Source organism: Xanthomonas sp. CFBP 8151 (assembly GCF_011761885.1).
Lineage (GTDB): Bacteria > Pseudomonadota > Gammaproteobacteria > Xanthomonadales > Xanthomonadaceae > Xanthomonas > Xanthomonas arboricola_B.
Genome location: NZ_JAASQZ010000001.1, coordinates 1,126,781 through 1,145,143, shown reverse-complemented (window position 1 = coordinate 1,145,143; position 18,363 = coordinate 1,126,781). Strand labels below are relative to the sequence as shown.

At 65.3% G+C, this 18,363-nt stretch carries 15 protein-coding genes; 4 read left to right on the top strand and 11 right to left on the bottom strand.

What is annotated here, in order from left to right; genetic code table 11:
- Positions 1 to 721 precede the first annotated feature (721 nt).
- The gene (locus FHT08_RS04850; RefSeq protein ID WP_166774446.1) at positions 722 to 1,426 is read right to left on the bottom strand and encodes an HAD family hydrolase; all 705 of its coding nucleotides are present in this window, start codon (positions 1,424 to 1,426) and stop codon (positions 722 to 724) included.
- Between the two features lie 240 nt (positions 1,427 to 1,666).
- On the opposite strand from FHT08_RS04850, the gene FHT08_RS04845 reads away from it, so the two are divergent.
- The gene (locus FHT08_RS04845) at positions 1,667 to 2,431 is read left to right on the top strand and encodes an ankyrin repeat domain-containing protein (RefSeq protein ID WP_166774445.1); all 765 of its coding nucleotides are present in this window, start codon (positions 1,667 to 1,669) and stop codon (positions 2,429 to 2,431) included.
- 36 nt (positions 2,432 to 2,467) lie between these two features.
- Positions 2,468 to 3,634, top strand: coding sequence for an XVIPCD domain-containing protein (locus FHT08_RS04840; protein WP_166774444.1), 1,167 nt, complete (start codon positions 2,468 to 2,470; stop codon positions 3,632 to 3,634).
- 184 nt (positions 3,635 to 3,818) lie between these two features.
- Here the strand turns inward: FHT08_RS04840 and FHT08_RS04835 are convergent, their stop codons facing one another.
- From FHT08_RS04835 to FHT08_RS04800, 8 genes are all read right to left on the bottom strand, one after another.
- On the bottom strand, positions 3,819 to 5,069 hold the full coding sequence (locus FHT08_RS04835) for a DUF819 family protein (protein ID WP_166774443.1): 1,251 nt from the start codon (positions 5,067 to 5,069) through the stop codon (positions 3,819 to 3,821).
- 223 nt (positions 5,070 to 5,292) lie between these two features.
- Positions 5,293 to 5,508: a hypothetical protein gene (locus FHT08_RS04830; RefSeq protein WP_104536698.1), complete on the bottom strand. Its 216-nt coding sequence runs from the start codon at positions 5,506 to 5,508 to the stop codon at positions 5,293 to 5,295.
- A gap of 513 nt (positions 5,509 to 6,021) precedes the next feature.
- Positions 6,022 to 6,630, bottom strand: a complete 609-nt coding sequence (locus FHT08_RS04825) for a nucleotidyltransferase family protein (protein ID WP_166774442.1) — start codon at positions 6,628 to 6,630, stop codon at positions 6,022 to 6,024.
- 525 nt (positions 6,631 to 7,155) lie between these two features.
- Positions 7,156 to 8,169 (bottom strand): XdhC family protein, encoded by a 1,014-nt coding sequence (locus tag FHT08_RS04820; RefSeq protein WP_104535905.1) that lies wholly within the window; start codon positions 8,167 to 8,169, stop codon positions 7,156 to 7,158.
- Complete coding sequence (gene paoC, locus FHT08_RS04815) at positions 8,166 to 10,373, bottom strand: aldehyde oxidoreductase molybdenum-binding subunit PaoC (RefSeq protein WP_166774441.1); 2,208 nt, start codon at positions 10,371 to 10,373, stop codon at positions 8,166 to 8,168. Before paoC ends, FHT08_RS04820 begins: the two co-directional genes overlap by 4 nt.
- 1 nt (position 10,374) lies before the next feature.
- Positions 10,375 to 11,325, bottom strand: coding sequence for a xanthine dehydrogenase family protein subunit M (locus FHT08_RS04810; RefSeq protein ID WP_104606092.1), 951 nt, complete (start codon positions 11,323 to 11,325; stop codon positions 10,375 to 10,377).
- The gene (gene paoA / locus FHT08_RS04805; RefSeq protein ID WP_258077209.1) at positions 11,322 to 11,981 is read right to left on the bottom strand and encodes an aldehyde dehydrogenase iron-sulfur subunit PaoA; all 660 of its coding nucleotides are present in this window, start codon (positions 11,979 to 11,981) and stop codon (positions 11,322 to 11,324) included. The genes FHT08_RS04810 and paoA overlap by 4 nt, the downstream gene beginning before the upstream one ends.
- Before the next feature lie 557 nt (positions 11,982 to 12,538).
- Positions 12,539 to 13,546, bottom strand: a complete 1,008-nt coding sequence (locus FHT08_RS04800) for an NAD(P)-dependent alcohol dehydrogenase (RefSeq protein ID WP_166774439.1) — start codon at positions 13,544 to 13,546, stop codon at positions 12,539 to 12,541.
- 273 nt (positions 13,547 to 13,819) lie between these two features.
- Between FHT08_RS04800 and FHT08_RS04795 the strand changes: the two genes are divergently transcribed.
- Positions 13,820 to 15,325: a sensor domain-containing diguanylate cyclase gene (locus FHT08_RS04795; protein WP_208408831.1), complete on the top strand. Its 1,506-nt coding sequence runs from the start codon at positions 13,820 to 13,822 to the stop codon at positions 15,323 to 15,325.
- Positions 15,326 to 15,624: 299 nt separating this feature from the next.
- Here the strand turns inward: FHT08_RS04795 and FHT08_RS04790 are convergent, their stop codons facing one another.
- Positions 15,625 to 16,140: a single-stranded DNA-binding protein gene (locus FHT08_RS04790; RefSeq protein ID WP_166774437.1), complete on the bottom strand. Its 516-nt coding sequence runs from the start codon at positions 16,138 to 16,140 to the stop codon at positions 15,625 to 15,627.
- A 273-nt stretch (positions 16,141 to 16,413) separates the two neighbouring features.
- On the opposite strand from FHT08_RS04790, the gene FHT08_RS04785 reads away from it, so the two are divergent.
- Positions 16,414 to 17,412 carry a polyprenyl synthetase family protein gene (locus tag FHT08_RS04785; protein ID WP_166774436.1) on the top strand — a complete coding sequence of 333 codons (999 nt, stop codon included), beginning with the start codon at positions 16,414 to 16,416 and terminating at the stop codon, positions 17,410 to 17,412.
- Between the two features lie 76 nt (positions 17,413 to 17,488).
- Here the strand turns inward: FHT08_RS04785 and FHT08_RS04780 are convergent, their stop codons facing one another.
- Positions 17,489 to 18,289: a dienelactone hydrolase family protein gene (locus tag FHT08_RS04780; RefSeq protein ID WP_104606088.1), complete on the bottom strand. Its 801-nt coding sequence runs from the start codon at positions 18,287 to 18,289 to the stop codon at positions 17,489 to 17,491.
- Positions 18,290 to 18,363 lie beyond the last annotated feature (74 nt).

Here is an 18,363-nt window from a genome sequence, read left to right as displayed (position 1 = left end):
GCGCACTCGACTCGCCGCGCTGTTGACTGCACTCAACCGCCGCTGCTGCTGCGCGAAGTCTTGGTTGCTGTTGTGTCTTTTGTCTCGAGCAGAATTATCTAGTGCGGATGGATCAGTTGCGGAGCGGTTGATCTGCGGCTTCGCTGCAGGGCCCTTGCCCGCCCACCATCGCAGGACACGCCGCAAGTACGTCCTTGTAGATTCTTACGCGGCATCCATGCCGCGTTAGGTCCCGCGACGGTGAGCGGGCAAGGACCTGTCGAGATGGCAGATGTGCATGGTTGCAAGCGGTGCACGATGTGCGTTGGTCGGATCATTGGGTGTCGACCAGCTTCTCACCATCCCATCGCGAGCCGAGCGGTGGACGGGCTTTCAGCACGCAACCCACAAACGTCTCGTCTGCCACCCAAAGCCGAGCAACAATCTCTCGAGAAAGCCACTAACCAATTTTCTGGTGCGGTTCCCTCAGCGGTTGCGGGACCGTGTGGCGGCATGGATGCCGCCACCGAGCCTACACGGACGTCCTTGCGGCGTGTCCCGCAAGTGGTGAGGGCACCGCGCGCTCGACGGACCAAGCTCTTGACTGTCTCCAAGCGACGCTACGACGCAACAGCTCTGTCATTGCAGGTCGATTGAACATCTGGCCCAGTCAGTTGCAGAACGAGAGGGCTGCGATTCCGCCACCCTCGACACTGCGTCCAACACGTTCTGCCGGCAGCTCTCAGCCAGCGCGTTTTTGCGCCAGCTGCCCGAACAACGCAGGCAGATCGCGCATATCGTCGAACACCGCCAGCACACCGATGCGACGCAAGGTGTCGGCATGTCCGTGCGGGATATGGCTGGCACCGATAAACCCCAGTACCTGCATGCCGGCCGCCAGTGCGGCAGTCGCACCGGTGGGGCTGTCTTCGATCACCAGGCAGCGCTCCGGCGCAACGCCCAAGGTCCGTGCAGCCAACAGGTAGACATCCGGCGCCGGTTTGGGCCGCTCCACCATATCGGCACTGAAGATGTGCCCCGCCGCGCGCACGGTGAGCCCCACCCGTTCGACCGAGGCAATCACATTGTGGCGGCGGCTGTTGGAGGCGACCGCCAGCGGCAACGGAATCTGTTCCAATGCATCGCGCGCGCCGGCGATTGGCTGCACCTCGGCTTTGATCAAGGCTTCGCCACGCGTCTGGATCTGTGCCAGCAAGGTCTCCGGCAGCCGGACCGCGAAATGTTCCTGCACGCGCCGCAATACCTCACGCGTGGTCTGCCCGAACGTTGTCCCGAGCAGATGCTCCAACGCCTCGGCCGGCACGAAGGCCGCCAGCGCCTCGCGCATCACCCGGTCGGCCAGTATCTCGCTGTCGACAAGCACGCCATCGCAATCGCTGATCAGTAATTCGTAGACCATTGCACCCATCTGCTCGCAAAGCGCCATTATGCCGGCCGCCCCGTGACCGTCGGCTGTGGCGGAGTGCAGGCGCGTATGAGGCCCATCGTGATGCATCGGCGACAGGCCGACACCACGACGGCAAGCGGACTCAACAACTGAAACCCGTGGCGCCGGCATGTCACAAAATCTTACCGCGCATCGTTTGTGCAGCTGGTAGGATCGGCCCGGCTGCGGAAGGACACACCGCAGTGCCACCAGGAATGCGATCAGGAGAAGGAGATTTCGATGCAGACGCGATTCCCCACCCTGCTCGTTCTTGCGACCTCGTTTTTCGCGGTCTCATGCACCGCCTCGCCCGGTGCCAAGGAGCAAACCACCATGTCAGCTACGCTGCAGGACCACACCGTCGCCTTCCGCGACCCCGGCCTGACCGACATCGCCAGCGCCATTGCCCATGGTGATGTCGCTCGAATCCGTGCACTTGCACCGACGGTCGATCTCGCCGCACACGGCGATCAGAACGTCACCCTGCTCGAGTGGGCGATCTGGAACGAACAACCCCGCGCCCTGGCCGCATTGCTCGATGCCGGCGCAGATCCGTCGTTGCCCGGCATGGACCAGGAAACGGTCGTGCATATGGCCGCCATGGCGAAGGATGCGCAATATCTGAACATCCTGCTGCAGCACCATGCGCCGATCGATGTGGTCAGCGCGCGCGCAGGGTGGACGCCGCTGTTCCGCGCCGTGCAGAGCAAGCGCGACGCGCAGATCGCGTTGTTGATCGAAGCGGGCGCCGACGTGCAGCGCGTCGACAACACCGGCAACAGCGTGCTGCATCTGGCCGCACAGAGCGGTGCGGCAAGCCCGGCAGTGCTGCAATTGCTCAAGGCCGGGGTGGACCCCACGCTGCGCAACGCGCAACACCAGACCTTCCAGGCGTATTTCTTCACCACCCCCGACCGCCTGCTCAATGCCGCCGGCCAGCAGGCCAGGTCGGACGTGCGCGCATGGTTGAGCGCCCACAACATTCCCGTGGAAAGCAGCCGCTAGGCGGGCTTTTCGCACGACGAACGCAAGGAGCCGCGCATGAGCCCGTCAAATTCCTCGTCCACCCCATTCGCAGAGTCGATGCGTGGACAGCAACCGCAGCCGGAAGACCGCCAGTTCCCGGCGGTGCTGCAAGACCTCTACGCCACTGCCTCGCAGCGACGCGAAGGCAGCGCTGAAACCTTTGCGCCACTGCCCAACGGCTGGACGCGCATGGACGACAGCACGCTGCAACGGGCCGGCATCGACTCCGGCCTGCTGCACGATGCCAAGAGCGGTTTCGATGCCGCGTTCTACCGCAACGAGCAGGGCCAGGTGGTGCTCGGCTTCTGCGGCACCGACGAAGGCAAGGACTGGAAGCACAACCTTGGCCAGGGCCTGGGCTTCGACGACGCGCAATATGCGTCTGCCATCCAGCTCGGCAGCCAGGCCAGGCAGGCGTTCGGCGACCAGGTGGTGATCTCGGGACATTCGCTCGGTGGCGGCCTGGCGGCCGCGTCGGCGATGGTCAACGACATCCCAGCCGTGACCTACAACGCCGCCGGCGTCAACGACCGCACGCTGGAGCGCCAGGGCCTGGATGCCTCGGCGGCCAAGGACTACGCCAGCAGCGAGTTGATCCGCGGCTACCACGTCAAGAACGAGATCCTCACCCATCTGCAGGAAGACAGCATCCCGCTGAAGTGGGCGATGCCCAATGCGGCCGGCCATCAGATCGAGCTGCCGGAACCGGACCCGCTGTCGTTCGGGCAACGTCTGGTGCCGGGCATGATGTTGAAGCACCGCCTGGATCTGCACGGCATGGACTCGGTGATGAAGGCGCAGGACATGCAAGCGCCTGGGCAGGCGCAAGGTGCAGGCAGCCAGTTGTTCAACGACGCGGTGGTGCGTCTGGACGGCCAGCGCGAACGCCTGGGCCTGCGCGACGACACCGCGTTTCTCAACACCGCCGCCAGCGTGGCCGCACGTGCGAGCAGCGACGGCCTGCAGCGGATCGATCACCTGGTGCCCAACCGCGACGGCGACAGCCTGATTGCGGTGCAGGGCCGGATGGACGACCCGGCGCATCTGCGCAGCCATGTGCAGACTGCCTCGGCGGCCAACGAGCCGGCGCACGGCAATGTCGATCAGTTGCAGCAGCACAACCAGCAACAGTCGCAACAGGGCACGCAGCAGGAAGCGCAGCGGCGCGGCCTGCAGCAATAATCGCGACCGGGCACTGGCGCTGGTCAGTGCCCGCCTCGAGGTGGCTGACAACACCTCGCAAGCGGCGATCACATGGATGCACGCGTGCATCCGGCACTGCGGCAATGCGTGATACCGCGAGGTAACCCCGGCACGTCCTGCCACACCTTCCCGACGACGCTCCCCCGACCGTGCGACGGTCCGGTCAGCCGGCTCCCGCCATCGCGCGCAACGTGATGCCCACCAGATAGGCCAGATAGGTGCCGGTGGCGTAGCCCATCGTGCCCAGCAGCACACCGACCGGGGCCAGGGCCGGATGGAACGCAGCGGCCACCACCGGTGCCGAGGCCGGTCCACCGATATTGGACTGCGAGCCGATCGCGAAATAGAAGAACGGCACCCGCAGCAGGCGGCCCAGGCCCCACAGCAACCCGATATGCACCGCGATCCAGATCAACCCGAGCAGGAACAGCCACGGTCGGTCCAGCAGCGCCAGCAGATCCATCTGCATGCCGATGCAGGCGATCAGGAAATACAGCAGTAGCGAGCCGATCCTGGAAGCGCCAGCGCCTTCCAGCGAACGCGCGCGGGTGAAGCTCAGCAGCAAGCCGATACTGGTCGCCAGCACTACGACCCACACGAACGGCGTGTCCAGGCTGAACTGGCTGGACCAGCCCAGGTGAGCCTTGCACCACGCGGCCAGCGGATTGGCCAATGCGTGCGCCAGCCCGACCCCGCCGAACGCCACCGCCACGATCACCATCAGATCGGCCAGGCTGGGAATGCGCGCGTGCTCGGCCTGGAAACGCGCCATGCGCTCCTGCAGGGAATCCAGCGCGCGGGTATCGGCGCCGCTGCGCGCATCGATGCTGCGTGCGCGCCCGGCCAGGACGATCAGAACCGCCATCCATACATAACCGACGCCCACATCCACCACCGCAAACTGCCCGAACGTGGTGGCGTCCACATCGAACACCTCGCGCATCGCCAGCATGTTCGCCCCACCGCCAATCCAACTGCCCGCCAACGCGGCCATGCCGGCCCAGGTATCGCCCGCCACCGTGGCCGGATGCACCCAGCCCATTACCCAGAACGCCACCACCGCCCCCAGCATGATGCTCAGCGACGCGCCCAGATACATGGCGACCAGCTTAGGGCCCAGTTTCAGGATGGCGCCCAGATCGATGCTCAGCGTGAGCAGGATCAACGCGGCCGGTAGCAGCACGTCGCGTGCGATGGGGTTGTACAGGCGGGTATTGGCACCGTCGATCAGGCCAACGGTGTTGTAGATGCCGGGCAGCAGGTAACACAGCAGCAGCGCCGGCACCACGGCATAGACGCGTCGCCACAGCCCCTGCTCGCGCGACGAGGTCCAGAACACCGCCCCCAATGTCGCAGCGATCAGGCCGAACACGACGATATCGTTTTGGATCAGTGCAGAACCGGCGACGTTCACTAGGGCGGTATTCTCGACAAAGGACCGCCAAGGTGCGGATCGCAGCAAGAATGGCCGATCGGCTGCATCCAGTCGACTGGATACCCGGGCAGGGAAGTGCGGCGTGACTGCACGGCCGCCGGCTTGGCGCATCCGCACACGTTGCCGGGCACACGCAGTTACCCGCCTCGCCCGGGCGGATCGTCATCGCTTGCCGCACGATCCCCGCAAGGGGCTGGCTCGCTCAGCCGTAGCGACGTACCACGCGGTCGCCTGCGGCGGTCTTCAACACCACGTCGCTGGGCTGACCGGTGGTCAGACAATGCAGCTTGGCCATCAATTCGGCATTTTCCAGCGCGCCCTGCTCGCGTAGATAACGCAGCGGCGACCACTGCGGCCGGGTCACCCACCAACCGCCCTGTTCCGGGTGAATACGGACAACATAGCGGGACTCGTCCATCAGGGCCTCCGGCCGGCGCATGCAGCGATCGAACGACGGAAACGGGCACCGTGGAAAGGCGCAGCGCACCGACGGCGGGAGGGCCATGGCCCGGTCAGGGATGCCGGCGTGCCCTTACTCAAGGGGCCGCGGGAGAGTGGCCAAAGGCCCCGCGTCCGGCATAGCCAGAATGTCTTTTCGCTCATACAAACGCCGTCGGGCGGACACTGGCACAAAGGTAGGAAAATTCTTACATGACACCGATCAGAGCTGGCGCTAAATTCGCGTTCGAGCGGCACGTACACGTCGCAGATGGCCGTCGACGGGCGCAGACGGCGCGGGGAAATTCGTCGCTCTTGAAGATGCCTTGGGGGAGACGTCGCATGCATCTGCTCAGGAAGTTCCAGTTTCCGGTCAAGACCGCAATGGTGGTGGGCTATGTCCTGGTGATCAGGGAAGCGATCGTGCTGTGGTCCTGATACCGCTCTGTCTCCAGGCTGCCGTATAGCGATTAGCTGCACCCGTCACGGTGTCTCAATCCGCATCCACCCAGCCACGCTGTTGCGCTGCGACCAGGTCGGCGGGCGTGTCCACGTCCAATGCGAGCGCCGGGGCGCTGATGCAGCCCAATGTCTGCACGTCCAGGCTGGCGAACAAGCCACGCAGGCCGCTGTCGCCCTGGAGCGGTACATCGGCCCAGGCCGTGTGGGACACCACCGCGGGGATGCCGCGCACACCGGCATACCCGCTGGTGGCACATCCGGATGCGGCACGGTCAGCCTCTTCCAGCAAGGCGCGTAGATGCGGCGCGTCCAGCGCGGGCTGATCGCACCCCAGGATCAGGCTGCGCCTCAGCGACGTATCGTCCTGCACATGCTGGCGCAGCGCAGCCAGACTGGAGCCCATGCCGGCGGCCCACTCGGAATGACGTAGCACTTCCACGTCCAGACCTTGCAGGACATCGGTCAACGCGTCGGCATCGGCGCCCAGCACCACCACGCAGCGACGTGGCGCCGTCTGCAGCGCGATGCGCGCGAAACGCCGCAACAACGGTTCGCCCTCGCGCAGCAGCAATTGTTTGGAGCGCCCCAGCCGGCGTCCTGCACCCGCGGCGAGCAACAGCGCAACGTGATCGCTACTCATGCGTCGGATGCCATCGCGCGAAGCGCACACCGGCGCGCGGTCGGCAGCATCGGGCCCGAATCGAAAAGTGCATTGCACGGGGTTGCGTCTGGACGAACGATAATGGCTGACGACGGCAGTCGAGCTGCGTCGCAGAAGACGTCGGCATAGTGATCAAGTAATTCGGTCATGGCGACGTGGCGTGCATATTGGAGATGCGCCAGCCTAAAGATGTAACTGTGCGCGCAGAGTGACTAAATGCAATGCACTCACCGGACGCGAGTAACGCTCGCGCTGCAGCAGGGATTTCAGCGGATTGCCGGCGCTGGATGGCGCAGTTATCGTCATCCGGGAGGCGCAGCAGGTAAATGCATGCCTTATAAGACATATCAAAGATTACTTTTTTACAAATAAGTCTTTTTCAGTGCAGAAACTTATCCGGCAACCACGCACCAACAGTGTTGGCGACTGAATATTGAGATTCACATTGACGTGAATGCAAACGCGACTGAGGCTTCCCTGCCCGCTCGCAGGGCAGCAACAGACTCAGCCAGCCACTGCAGCTGCCTGCCCATCGGCAACCGCCTGGGTGGCTTCGGCAATGATGCCGAGCGCAATCGTATGCGGTGAGGAGCGCCCCATGCGCCAACCCGCCGGCAGCCGCAATCTGGCCAGGGCGACATCGTCATGCCCGAGTGCACGCAGTGCCTGCAGGCGTGCCTTACGTTTCTGGCGACTGCCCAGAATGCCGATGCAGGCAGCCCTGGAGGCAAGCCCCCGACAGGCGACCTGCAGATCGCTGTCGCCGTCGTGCGCGAGGCTGTACAGCGCAGTGTCCGCATCCAGATGCAGATCCTGCAGCGCTTCGCCCAACGTACGGCGATCGTAATGGTCCGCGGCCAGTCCCGGCGGTGGTTCGCTGGGTCCATGCGGACGCAGCACACGTACCTCGATGCCCATCTGGCTGGCAAGCGACACCAGTACCAGCAGCGCAGGATCGGCACCGACCAGCACCAGCCGTAACGGGGGCCGATGCGTGCGCAGGAATTCGTCGGGACGCAGGTCCTGCATATTGACCGGATAACGGACTGCGCCAGTGATCCGATCCAGCGCGACATGAAACGGGCGACGATGCTGGCGCGCATTGCGCCAGCGTGCCAGATGCTCGCCCAGGTCCTGCACCGGCCAGACCAGCACGCCGATACGGCCGCCACAGCTGAGCTGGATATCCAGCACCTGACTGCCTTCGCCGTAGTCCAGCCAGCGTGGAGTACCGTCGCGCAGGGCGGCGATGGCCTCGTGCGCCACTGCGGCCTCCACGCACCCGCCCGAAACGTAGCCGGCCACCCGGCCGTCGGCGCTGATGGCCATCTCGCTCCCCAACGGCCGCGGCGAGGAGCCTTGCACCTCGATCAGCGTGGCAATGGCCACACGCTGCCCCGCTCGGTGCCAGGCGCTCAGCGTGGGCAGCAGGTCATCGTGCAGGGCATAGCTCGGCCATGCCGGCCACGCCGGCTCGGCCGGCGCCGCATGCGTGACCGGGGCCACCACCGCACTCACGCGCGCAGCAACTCGGGCAGATGCGGGAGCAGCTTGTCCAGCGTGACCGGGTAATCGCGGACGCGCACGCCGGTGGCGTTGTAGACCGCATTGGCGATCGCCGCCGCCACCCCGCAGATGCCCAGCTCGCCGACCCCCTTGGCCTTCATCGGCGACGACATCGGGTCGCTTTCTTCCAGGAAGATCACGTCCTGATGCGGGATGTCCGCATGCACCGGCACTTCATAACCGGCCAGGTCGTGATTGACGAAAAAGCCCAGCCGCTTGTCGACCGCCAGCTCTTCCATCAGGGCCGCACCCGCGCCCATGGTCATGCCACCGATGACCTGGCTGCGCGCAGACTTGGGGTTGAGGATGCGCCCGGCCGCGCACACCGCCAGCATGCGGCGGATGCGCACCTCGGCAGTGGCGATATCCACGCCGACTTCGACAAAGTGCGCGCCGAAGGTCGACAGCTGATGCGTCTTGGAAAGTTCGCCGAACTCGATCTTGTCCTCCACCACCAGGGCGCCATTGGCCGCGGCATCACCGAGCGCGATGCGCTTGCCGCCGGCACGCACGTGGCTATCGGCGAATTCAGCCTTGGCCGGGTCCAGCCCCAACTGCTCGGCGACGGCTTCGCGCAGTTTCACTGCCGCGGCATACACGCCGGCAGTGGAACTGTTCGCACCCCACTGGCCGCCGGAACCGGCCGAAGCAGGGAAGCTGGAATCGCCCAGCCGCACGTCCACCCAATCCAGCGGCACGCCCATCATCTCTGCGGCGGTCTGCGCAATGATGGTGTAGGAGCCGGTGCCGATATCGGTCATGTCGGTTTCCACCACCACCCGGCCGCCCTGCTCCAGCCGCATGCGCGCGCCGGAGGTCATCACCGGTGCATTGCGGAATGCGGCCGCCACGCCCATGCCCACCAACCAGCGCCCATCGCGGTTGCTGGCCGGCTTGGCCTTGCGCTTGGACCACTCGAAACGCGTTGCGCCATCTTCCAGGCACCTGACCAGCTGACGCTGCGAGAACGGACGCTGCGGGTTTTCCGGATCCACCTGGGTGTCGTTGACGATACGGAACTTGACCGGGTCCATGTCCAGCTTCTCGGCCATCTCGTCCATGGCCACTTCCAGTGCCATCAGGCCCGGCGCTTCGCCGGGCGCACGCATCGCATTGCCTTCTGGCAGATCGAGCACGGCCAGGCGTGTGGAAATCAGGCGATTGGCACCGGCGTACAGCAACTGGGTCTGCGCGGCCGCGATTTCCGGTCCGCCCTCGGGCAGGTCGCCGGACCAGCTCTCGTGCGCGATCGCGGTGATCTTGCCATCGCGCTGTGCACCGATACGGATGCGCTGCACGGTGGCCGGGCGGTGCGTGGTGTTGTTGAAGATCAGCGGCCGCGGCAGCATCACCTTGACCGGACGTCCGACCTGGCGCGCGGCCAGCGAGGCGAGCACCGCATCGGCACGCAGGAACAATTTGCCGCCGAAGCCGCCGCCGATGTACGGCGACATCAGACGGACGTTTTCGCGCGGGATCCCCAGCGTCTTGGCCAGATCGCCCGCGCTCCAGTCGATCATCTGATTGGAGGTCCACACGCTCAGCTTGTCGCCTTCCCACATGGCGATCGACGCGTGCGGCTCCATCATCGCGTGCGAATGATCGGGCGTGGTGTATTCGGCATCCAGCTGCACCGGCGCGGCCGCGAAGGCGCTATCGAAATTGCCGACTGCACTGTTCGGCGCCTCGCCCTCCTTGGTGACCTTGGCGCCATCGCGTGCCTTTTCCAGATCGTAGGCGCCGACATGGCGAGCGTAGTCGACCTTGATCAGCTGGCCTGCGGCACGTGCCTGCTCGAAGGTTTCGGCAACCACCACCGCAATGGCCTGGTGGTAATGCTGGATCTCCGGACCGCCGAGCAACCTGGCCGTGTTGTATTTGCCTTTCTGCAACTTGCCCGCATTCTGCGCGGTGACAATGCCAAGCACGCCCGGCGCATTGCGCGCCGCGCTCAGATCGATGCTGCGAATGCTGCCCTTGGAGATGCCGGCGCCCACGATATGGCCGTAGGCGGCACGTCCAGGCAGATCGTGATGCTCGTACGCATACGGCGCCAGCCCGGTGGCCTTGAGCGGACCGTCGATACGATCGACCGGCTTGCCGACGACCTTGAGCCGGTCGATGGGATTGGTACTGGCGGGAGTGTCGAATTTCATATCAGGCCCTCGTCTCGGCCAGGACCGCGGTCAAGGCGCGCTCGACCAGCGGCAGCTTGAAGGCGTTGTGTTCGGTAGGTCGTGCGCCGTCGAGCAGCACGGAGGCAATTGCACGCGCGCCCTGGCGCGACTGCGCTTCGGCCGCCTCGCTGCGCCACGGCTTGTGGGCGACACCGCCTACGCCGACACGCAGGCTGCCATCGCGCTGCACGACCGCTGCAACCGACACCAGGGCGAATGCGTAGGAAGCGCGATCGCGCACCTTGCGATAGACATGCGTGCCGCCGAGCGGCTTGGGCAGGCTCACCGCCGTGATCAGTTCGCCGCGTTCCAGCACGGTTTCCAGGTGCGGCGTCTTGCCGGGCGCACGATAGAACTCGGACAACGGCACCGCTCGTGTCTGTCCATCCGGACGCACCGTTTCGACCACCGCGTCCAGGACGCGCATGGCAACGGCCATGTCGCTGGGGTGGGTGGCGATGCACTCTTCGCTTGCGCCGATCACCGCCAGCTGCCGGTTGAAGCCACCGATCGCCGCGCAACCGCTGCCCGGCAGGCGCTTGTTGCACGGCTGATTGGTATCGTAGAAATACGGGCAACGTGTGCGTTGCAGCAAGTTGCCTGCGGTGGTGGCGCGATTGCGCAGCTGCCCCGACGCACCTGCCAGCAATGCGCGCGACAGCACGGCATAATCGCGACGCACACGGGCATCGGCTGCCAGATCGGTATTGCGCACCAGGGCGCCGATGCGCAGGCCGCCGTCCGGCGTTTCCTCGATGGTATCCAGACTCAGTCCGTTGACATCGATCAGATGCGAAGGCGTCTCGATCTGCAGTTTCATCAGATCGAGCAGGTTTGTGCCGCCTGCGATGAACTTGGCATCCGGCTGGCGCGCAGCCTTGGCCGCGGCGTCGGAGGGCGAGGCGGCGCGTTCGTAGCTAAACGCCTTCATGCGCGCTCTCCCGCAACATCGTTGATCGCATCGACGATGTTGGAGTACGCGCCGCAACGGCAGATGTTACCGCTCATCCGCTCCTGCAATTCCGGCGTGGTGAGCCTGGTCTTGCCGGTCAGATCCTCGGTGACATGGCTGGGGATGCCGCGCTTGACTTCATCCAGTACCGCCACCGCCGAACAGATCTGCCCAGGCGTGCAGTAACCGCACTGATATCCATCGTGCTTGACGAAGGCCGCCTGCATCGGATGCAGCTTGTCCGGCGTGCCCAGGCCTTCAATGGTGGTGATCTTGCCGCCCTGATGCATCACCGCCAACGACAGGCAGGAGTTCATCCGCTGCCCATCGACGATCACGGTACAGGCACCGCATTGGCCATGGTCGCAGCCTTTCTTGGTGCCGGTCAGATGCAGGTGTTCGCGCAGGGCATCGAGCAGCGTGGTGCGATTGTCCAGCGTCAGGGTCACTGGCTTTCCGTTGACCTCGAACGCAACCTGGCTCGATGCATCGGCAGGCTCGACCGCCTGCCGGTGCGACATCGCCTTGCCTGCAGTCACGGCCATCGACTGGTTTGCGGCAACGCTGGCTGCCGATGCCGTGCCAGCGATCAGTATCTCGCGACGGGTCATCTTGATCTCTCTCATGGCTGGCATCTCCAACAATGCTGGCTTATACATTCCTTAAACAATGTGCAGCGCGGTCGGTCACAATCACGTGAGCATGCAGCGCATGCGTGCGGGCGCGAAGCGGGGGTATGGCCCGATTCTAGAGCCGCGTTCGGCGGGTATTGGCGGCATGGAGTGCATGCGCCTATGAAGCGCGCTCATCATTGCTGAAATGCATGGCCCACTCGCTACGCAACGATCATGCGGGCTGGCAGCCCGCGTTTTGCGGGCTTCGCGGCGTATGAAGTGATTCAAGATCTTCTACATGCTGCCAGGAAACACATGCTGAGCGGGAAGACGTCATCCCCGTCCGCGCGCTTGCCTCCGTCTCCACTGCGCGGTGCTCGTCTGCCGCATCCGGATGCACTGCATCGAGGACATCCGGACGCGAACGACCGACTTGGAGCGACCACCAACGCGTGACCGGCAGCCGTCAGGCGGGGCATGGATGGCGTGAAAGTGTGGGTCAGTGCCACATGCCGATTCACGCAGCGCCCGCGCCCGCGCCCGCCTGACGGTAAGCGCAGGAGTTTTGTCAGCCGCTCCTAGAATTCCAGCACGATCTTGCCCAGATGGCCGCTGGCCTGCTGCAACGCGAAGGCGTCGGCGATAGCGTCGAGCGCGAAGGCGCGATCGATCACCGGACGCAGCGGCAAGGCATCCAGTGCACGCACCAGTTGCCGTTGATGCATGCGGCTACCGACCACCAGCCCCTGCAGGCGCTGCTGTCGGCCCATCATTTCGGCGGTCGGCACCGGACCCGCGGCACCGGTCAACACACCGATCAAGGCGATATGCCCACCCACCCGCGTAGCGCGGATCGATTGCGCCAGGATGCCCGGCCCACCGACCTCGACCACATGATCCACGCCACGCCCGTTGGTGATCTCCAGCACCTGCGCCGACCACTCGGCATGCTGACGATAATTGATGATGTGGTCTGCGCCCAGCGCGCGCGCACTGGCCAGTTTCTCGTCGGACGACGATGTCGCAATGACGGTGGCGCCCATCGCCTTGGCGAACTGCAATGCAAAGATCGACACGCCGCCGGTACCGAGCACCAGCACGCTGTCGCCGGCCTTGAGTCCGCCATTGACCACCAGGGCGCGCCATGCCGTGACGCCGGCCGTGGTCAAGGTCGCCGCTTCGGCATGGCTGTAGCCGGTCGGAGCGTGCGTGAACGCATGCGCGGCGGCCACGACCGCAGAGCGTGCATAGCCATCGACGCCATCGCCGGGCGTGGTGGCAAAGCCGGCCTGCTGCGGCTCGCCATCCAGCCACCCGGGGAAGAAGGTGGACACCACATGGTCGCCGACGGCGAATTCGTCCACTTCAGGCCCGACGGCTTCGACCAAACCGGCACCGTCGGACATGGGGATGCGGCCGTCAGCCGTCGGCATCTGCCCGGCCACCACGCCAAGGTCATGGAAATTCGACGAGCTTGCATGCAGCCGCACCCTGATCTGACCGCGTGCCGGCTGCCCGGGGTCGGGCAACGCAACGACGTGTAATGCATTCAGGCCTGCAGGATGAGCTAAACGAATCGCGCGCATGAGGCGCTCCTTGCTGTGATCGACGTTCGGGATAACACCCCGGGCGTTATCCGCATGCAGTCGAGCTGGCTTTCGGTCCTGTTGTCGGTAGCCGTGCGTGATCGCATCGTCGAGCGCGTGACGAGAGCAGGCTGGACAGCAGCGCGGTCGCACGCCACGCGAACTGCCGCGCAACGCATGAGGCATCAATCACAGATCGGCATTGCGCCACGCGATGCAAGCGATTCCACGCGACGCCAACGGCTAAGCTGGCACGGCAGTTGCAATGTCCTGATGTCCAGACAGGTAACTCCCGTGACATCATCCACAAAGCGGCGACGGCAACGAGCACAACGCATCGCGCTGCACTTTGTGCTGAGCATTTCGTGCTTGCTGCTGCTGGGTTCGGAATACTGGTCCATCCACGAAGAGCGCGGAAGTGCGCTGCGCACCGCCGAAGCGCAATCGTTGAATCTTGCCAATTCGCTGGCGCAGCATGCCAGCGACACCATGACGATCGCCGATGCCGTGCTGTCCGGGTTGGTGTCGCGGGTGGAGCACGACCAAAGATCGGCCAGTGCGCGACTGGTCATGCATGATTTTCTCGTGCATGAAGCGCGTCGCTCGGACCGGCTGCATGGCATCTTCATCTATGCGCCCGACGGCAGCTGGGTGAGTTCGTCACTGGATAGCACGCCCAGAACGCACAACAACGCCGATCGCGCCTATTTCAAATATCACCGCAACCATCGCGACGCCTTGTCGCTGGTCGGACCGCCGGTACAGAGCCGATCCGATGGCAGTTGGGTGCTCACGTTGAGCCGGCGCCTGAATACCCCGAGCGGCGAGTTTGCAGGAGTAGTCCTGGTCACGCTGCAACTGAAGTATTTCCAGAATTACTACAGCACTTTCGAGGTCGGCCCGAACGGCACCATCGGCATGACCAATGACGATGGCATCGTGCTGGTGCGCCTGCCCGACAAACCGGGCGTGATCGGCACCTCGATCGCAGGCACTTCGATCTACGCCACCATGCGCGCCCGCAGGCACGGCACTGCCACCTATCGTTCGCCGATCGACGGCGTGGAGCGCATTTCCAGTTTCACGCCAGCGCGGGCGTATCCATTGACCGTGTTGACCGGTGTCTCGGTCGATGACGCATTGGCCAACTGGCGGCAATCGGCGCACCAGCGCATCGTGGTCGCCGCCTTGGGGTGCGCGTTGCTGTTGGGCGTCGGCATCTGGCTGGATCTGCAACTGCGCCGCATGCATCGCAACGAGGACAAACTCAGCACCGAAGCCTGGATAGATGCACTCACCGGCATCGCCAACCGCCGTGCGTTCGACCACCGGCTCTCCCATGCCTTGCAGCAGGCTGTCCATCGACAAGCGCCACTCTCGGTGCTGATGATCGATGTCGATCATTTCAAGCTCTACAATGACACCTATGGCCACGTCAATGGCGACGCCTGCCTGCGTCTGATCGCGCGCGCGATTGCCGGCTGCTCGCGGCGCAGCGAAGACATTGCCGCGCGCTACGGCGGCGAAGAGTTCGGCATGATCCTGCCGCAGACAGATGCCGCCGGCGCACTGCGGCTGGCCGACGCGATCCGCAGCGCCGTCGCCGGGCTCGGCCTGATGCACCTGTCCAGCCCGACCAGCGCGCACGTCACCGTCAGCGTCGGCGCAGCGACGTTCGAACCGGGCCAAGCGCCACGCACCCCGGATGCCTTCGTGCACGACGCCGACTCGGCGTTGTATCGCGCCAAGCAGAACGGCCGCGACCGGACGTCGGCGTAGCGCGACAGACAGCGGAACTGCGCTCAACACCGGGCGGGCGCGGCCCATGTCCGGAATCGGCGTGTGTCAGGCTTACACACCATGGGTGCGCGGCGTTCTCAGCCACCTGACGATTGCACGCGAGGTGCTGTTAGCCACGTTTGGTCGAGATTGGTGAGCGGCGCCGTCGTACTGGGCAGGTCAACCTGCGCGTCCAGGGCGCTTCGGAACAGCCCGGCCTGCGTCGATGCAACAGCGGCCAGCAAGCAAAAGGCCCGCGCGATGCGGGCCTTTTGACTGACAAACAGGCTGACTGCCGATCAGAACGGAATATCGTCGTCGGCAAAATCGTCCATCGGCGGCGCCGACTGCTGCTGGGCCGGCTGCTGACGACGCGGGGCGTAATCCTGACCGCCGCCCTGACCGCCACCGCCCTGCTGCTGGCGCGGAGCCTGGCTGCGCTGCGGGCGATCGCCGCCCATGCCACCGCCGCCGCCTTCGCCACGGCCGCCGAGCATCTGCATCTCGTTGGCGACGATGTCGGTGCTGTACTTCTCCACGCCGTCCTGGCCGGTGTACTTGTCGTAACGCAGCTCGCCTTCGACGTACACCTGCGAGCCCTTACGCAGGTATTCGCCGGCGATCTCGCCCAGCTTGCCGAAGAACACCACCCGATGCCACTCGGTGCGCTCCTGGTTGTTGCCATCGCGGTCCTTGCGCATGCTGGTGGTGGCCAGACTCACGCGCGTGATCGCCATGCCGGCCTGGGTGTACTTGGTGTCGGGATCGTTGCCGAGGTTGCCGACGAGGATGACTTTGTTGATGCCGCGGGCCATAGATGCTTCCGAGATGGTGCGCCGGCGCCAGTGGGCACGGCGGTGAATGTCTTGGTGCCAATGTTACCGCACCTGCCGGCCTCGGTACCGGCGGATCGCCGCTGAACCGGGCCGGGGAATGCCGCGCAGGCAGGTCGGAATCCGGGCGCTCGCGGACAGGCCCGACGCCCGCGCCGCAAGGGTTTGCAGCCACGCCGGAGGCCCTCGCACACGGCCAGCGGGACGGATCTGGCCCAGACATCTATAATCGGCGCACATCACGAACGCCTGCGCATGACCATCGCCGAAGACCTCTCCACCGTCCTGGGCCTGCCCCAGATCCAGTCCCTCGCCGCGCCCGACATGGCCGCGGTCGACGCGCTGATCCGCCGCCGTCTGGCCTCGGACGTCGTGCTGATCAACCAGATCGCCGATCACATCATCTCCGCCGGCGGCAAACGCCTGCGTCCGATGCTGGTGATGCTGGCCGGCCACGCCGCTGGCGGCTCCGGCCCGGAGCACCATCAACTGGCGGCGATCATCGAGTTCATCCACACCTCCACATTGCTGCACGACGACGTGGTGGACGAATCGGACCTGCGCCGCGGGCGCAGCACTGCCAATGCGCTGTGGGGCAACGCGCCCAGCGTGCTGGTCGGCGATTTCCTGTATTCGCGCAGCTTTCAGTTGATGGTGGAGCTGGATCGCATGGAAGTCATGCAGATCCTGGCCGACACCACCAACCGCATCGCCGAAGGCGAGGTGCTGCAGCTGCTGCACGTGCACAACCCCGACACCGACGAAGCCGCCTACCTGCGCGTGATCGAGCGCAAGACCGCGGTACTGTTCGCCGCCGGCACCCGCCTGGGCGCGCTGGCCTCGGGCGCGGATACGCAGGTGCAGCAGCGCCTGTACGACTACGGCATGCAGTTGGGCTTTGCCTTCCAGATTGCCGACGATGTGCTCGACTATGCCGCCGACGCCGCGGACCTGGGCAAGAACCTTGGGGACGACCTGGCCGAAGGCAAGGCGACCCTGCCGCTGATCCACGCCATGGCGCACTCGGATGCGAGGACCCGGGAGCGGCTACGCCAGATCGTCGAAGAGGGCGATGCGAGCGCAATGCCCGAGGTGCTGGCGGCGATTCACGCCACCGGCGGCCTGGATTACAGCCGCCAGCGTGCCGCCGAATACGCTGCCGCTGCGGAACAGGCGCTGGACGGTTTGCCGCCCAGCCCTGCGGTTGCAGCGTTGCGTGGTCTGGCACGTTATGCGGTGGAACGCACGCATTGATCCGGGCGGCAGGTTTCGCCTGCCGCGCTCACTGAACGGGCTGTCAGGCGGCGGTGAGCCGCGTCCAGTCATCTCATCAATCGCCAAAGCGTTCGTCGAAGAAATCGCCGAGCATGCGGTAGGCACGTTTCGCCGCACGCGGGTTGTACAGGCAGCCTGGCGGGCTGTTGGCATCGGCTTCGGCAAAGCAATGCACCGCACCGCTGAAATTGACGAACTGCCAGTCCGCGCCCGCCGCATTCATCTCGGTTTCGAAGGCCGCGATGTCCGCCTTGCTCACGCTCTTGTCGTCGGCGCCATTGAGTACCAGCACCGGCGTCCTGGCCGAGCCGGCCGCCGCCGGGCTGGGTGTCGCGATGCCGCCGTGCAGGCTGACCACACCGGCCAGCTGCGCACCTGCGCGCACCAGCTCCAGCACCGTGGTGCCGCCGAAGCAGAACCCCACCGCACCGATGCGTGATGCATCCAGCGGTGCCTTGCCGGCCTGCGCCTTGAGCGCATCCACCGCTTTCAGCGCGCGGGCGCGCAGCGTCGGCGGGTCCTTCTTCAGGGCACCGGCAAACTGCCTGGCCTCGCTGTCGTTGGCCGGACGCTTGCCCTTGCCGTAGACGTCGGCAACCAGCACCACGTAGTCATCGCCGGCCAGCTGCTTGGCCTTGGTGACCGCCGAATCGTTGACGCCGCGCCAGTTCGGCACCATCACCAGGCCTGGGCGCTTGGCGGCACCGGCATCGTCGTAGACCAGCACGCCGCTGAAGGTGTCCTTGCCGATCGTCCATTCCAGCGGTTTGGCCTGCATCGCTGCGGCCGCGGGCAACGCCAGCGACGCCAAGACACCGAACAACCCAACGCCACGCCATCTCCATTGCTTGTGCATGTGCCTGCTCCCGGGAAGGTCCGGCGAGTGTAGACGCTGCTGCCGTGCAGGCCGGGTCAGCGTGGACGCCGACG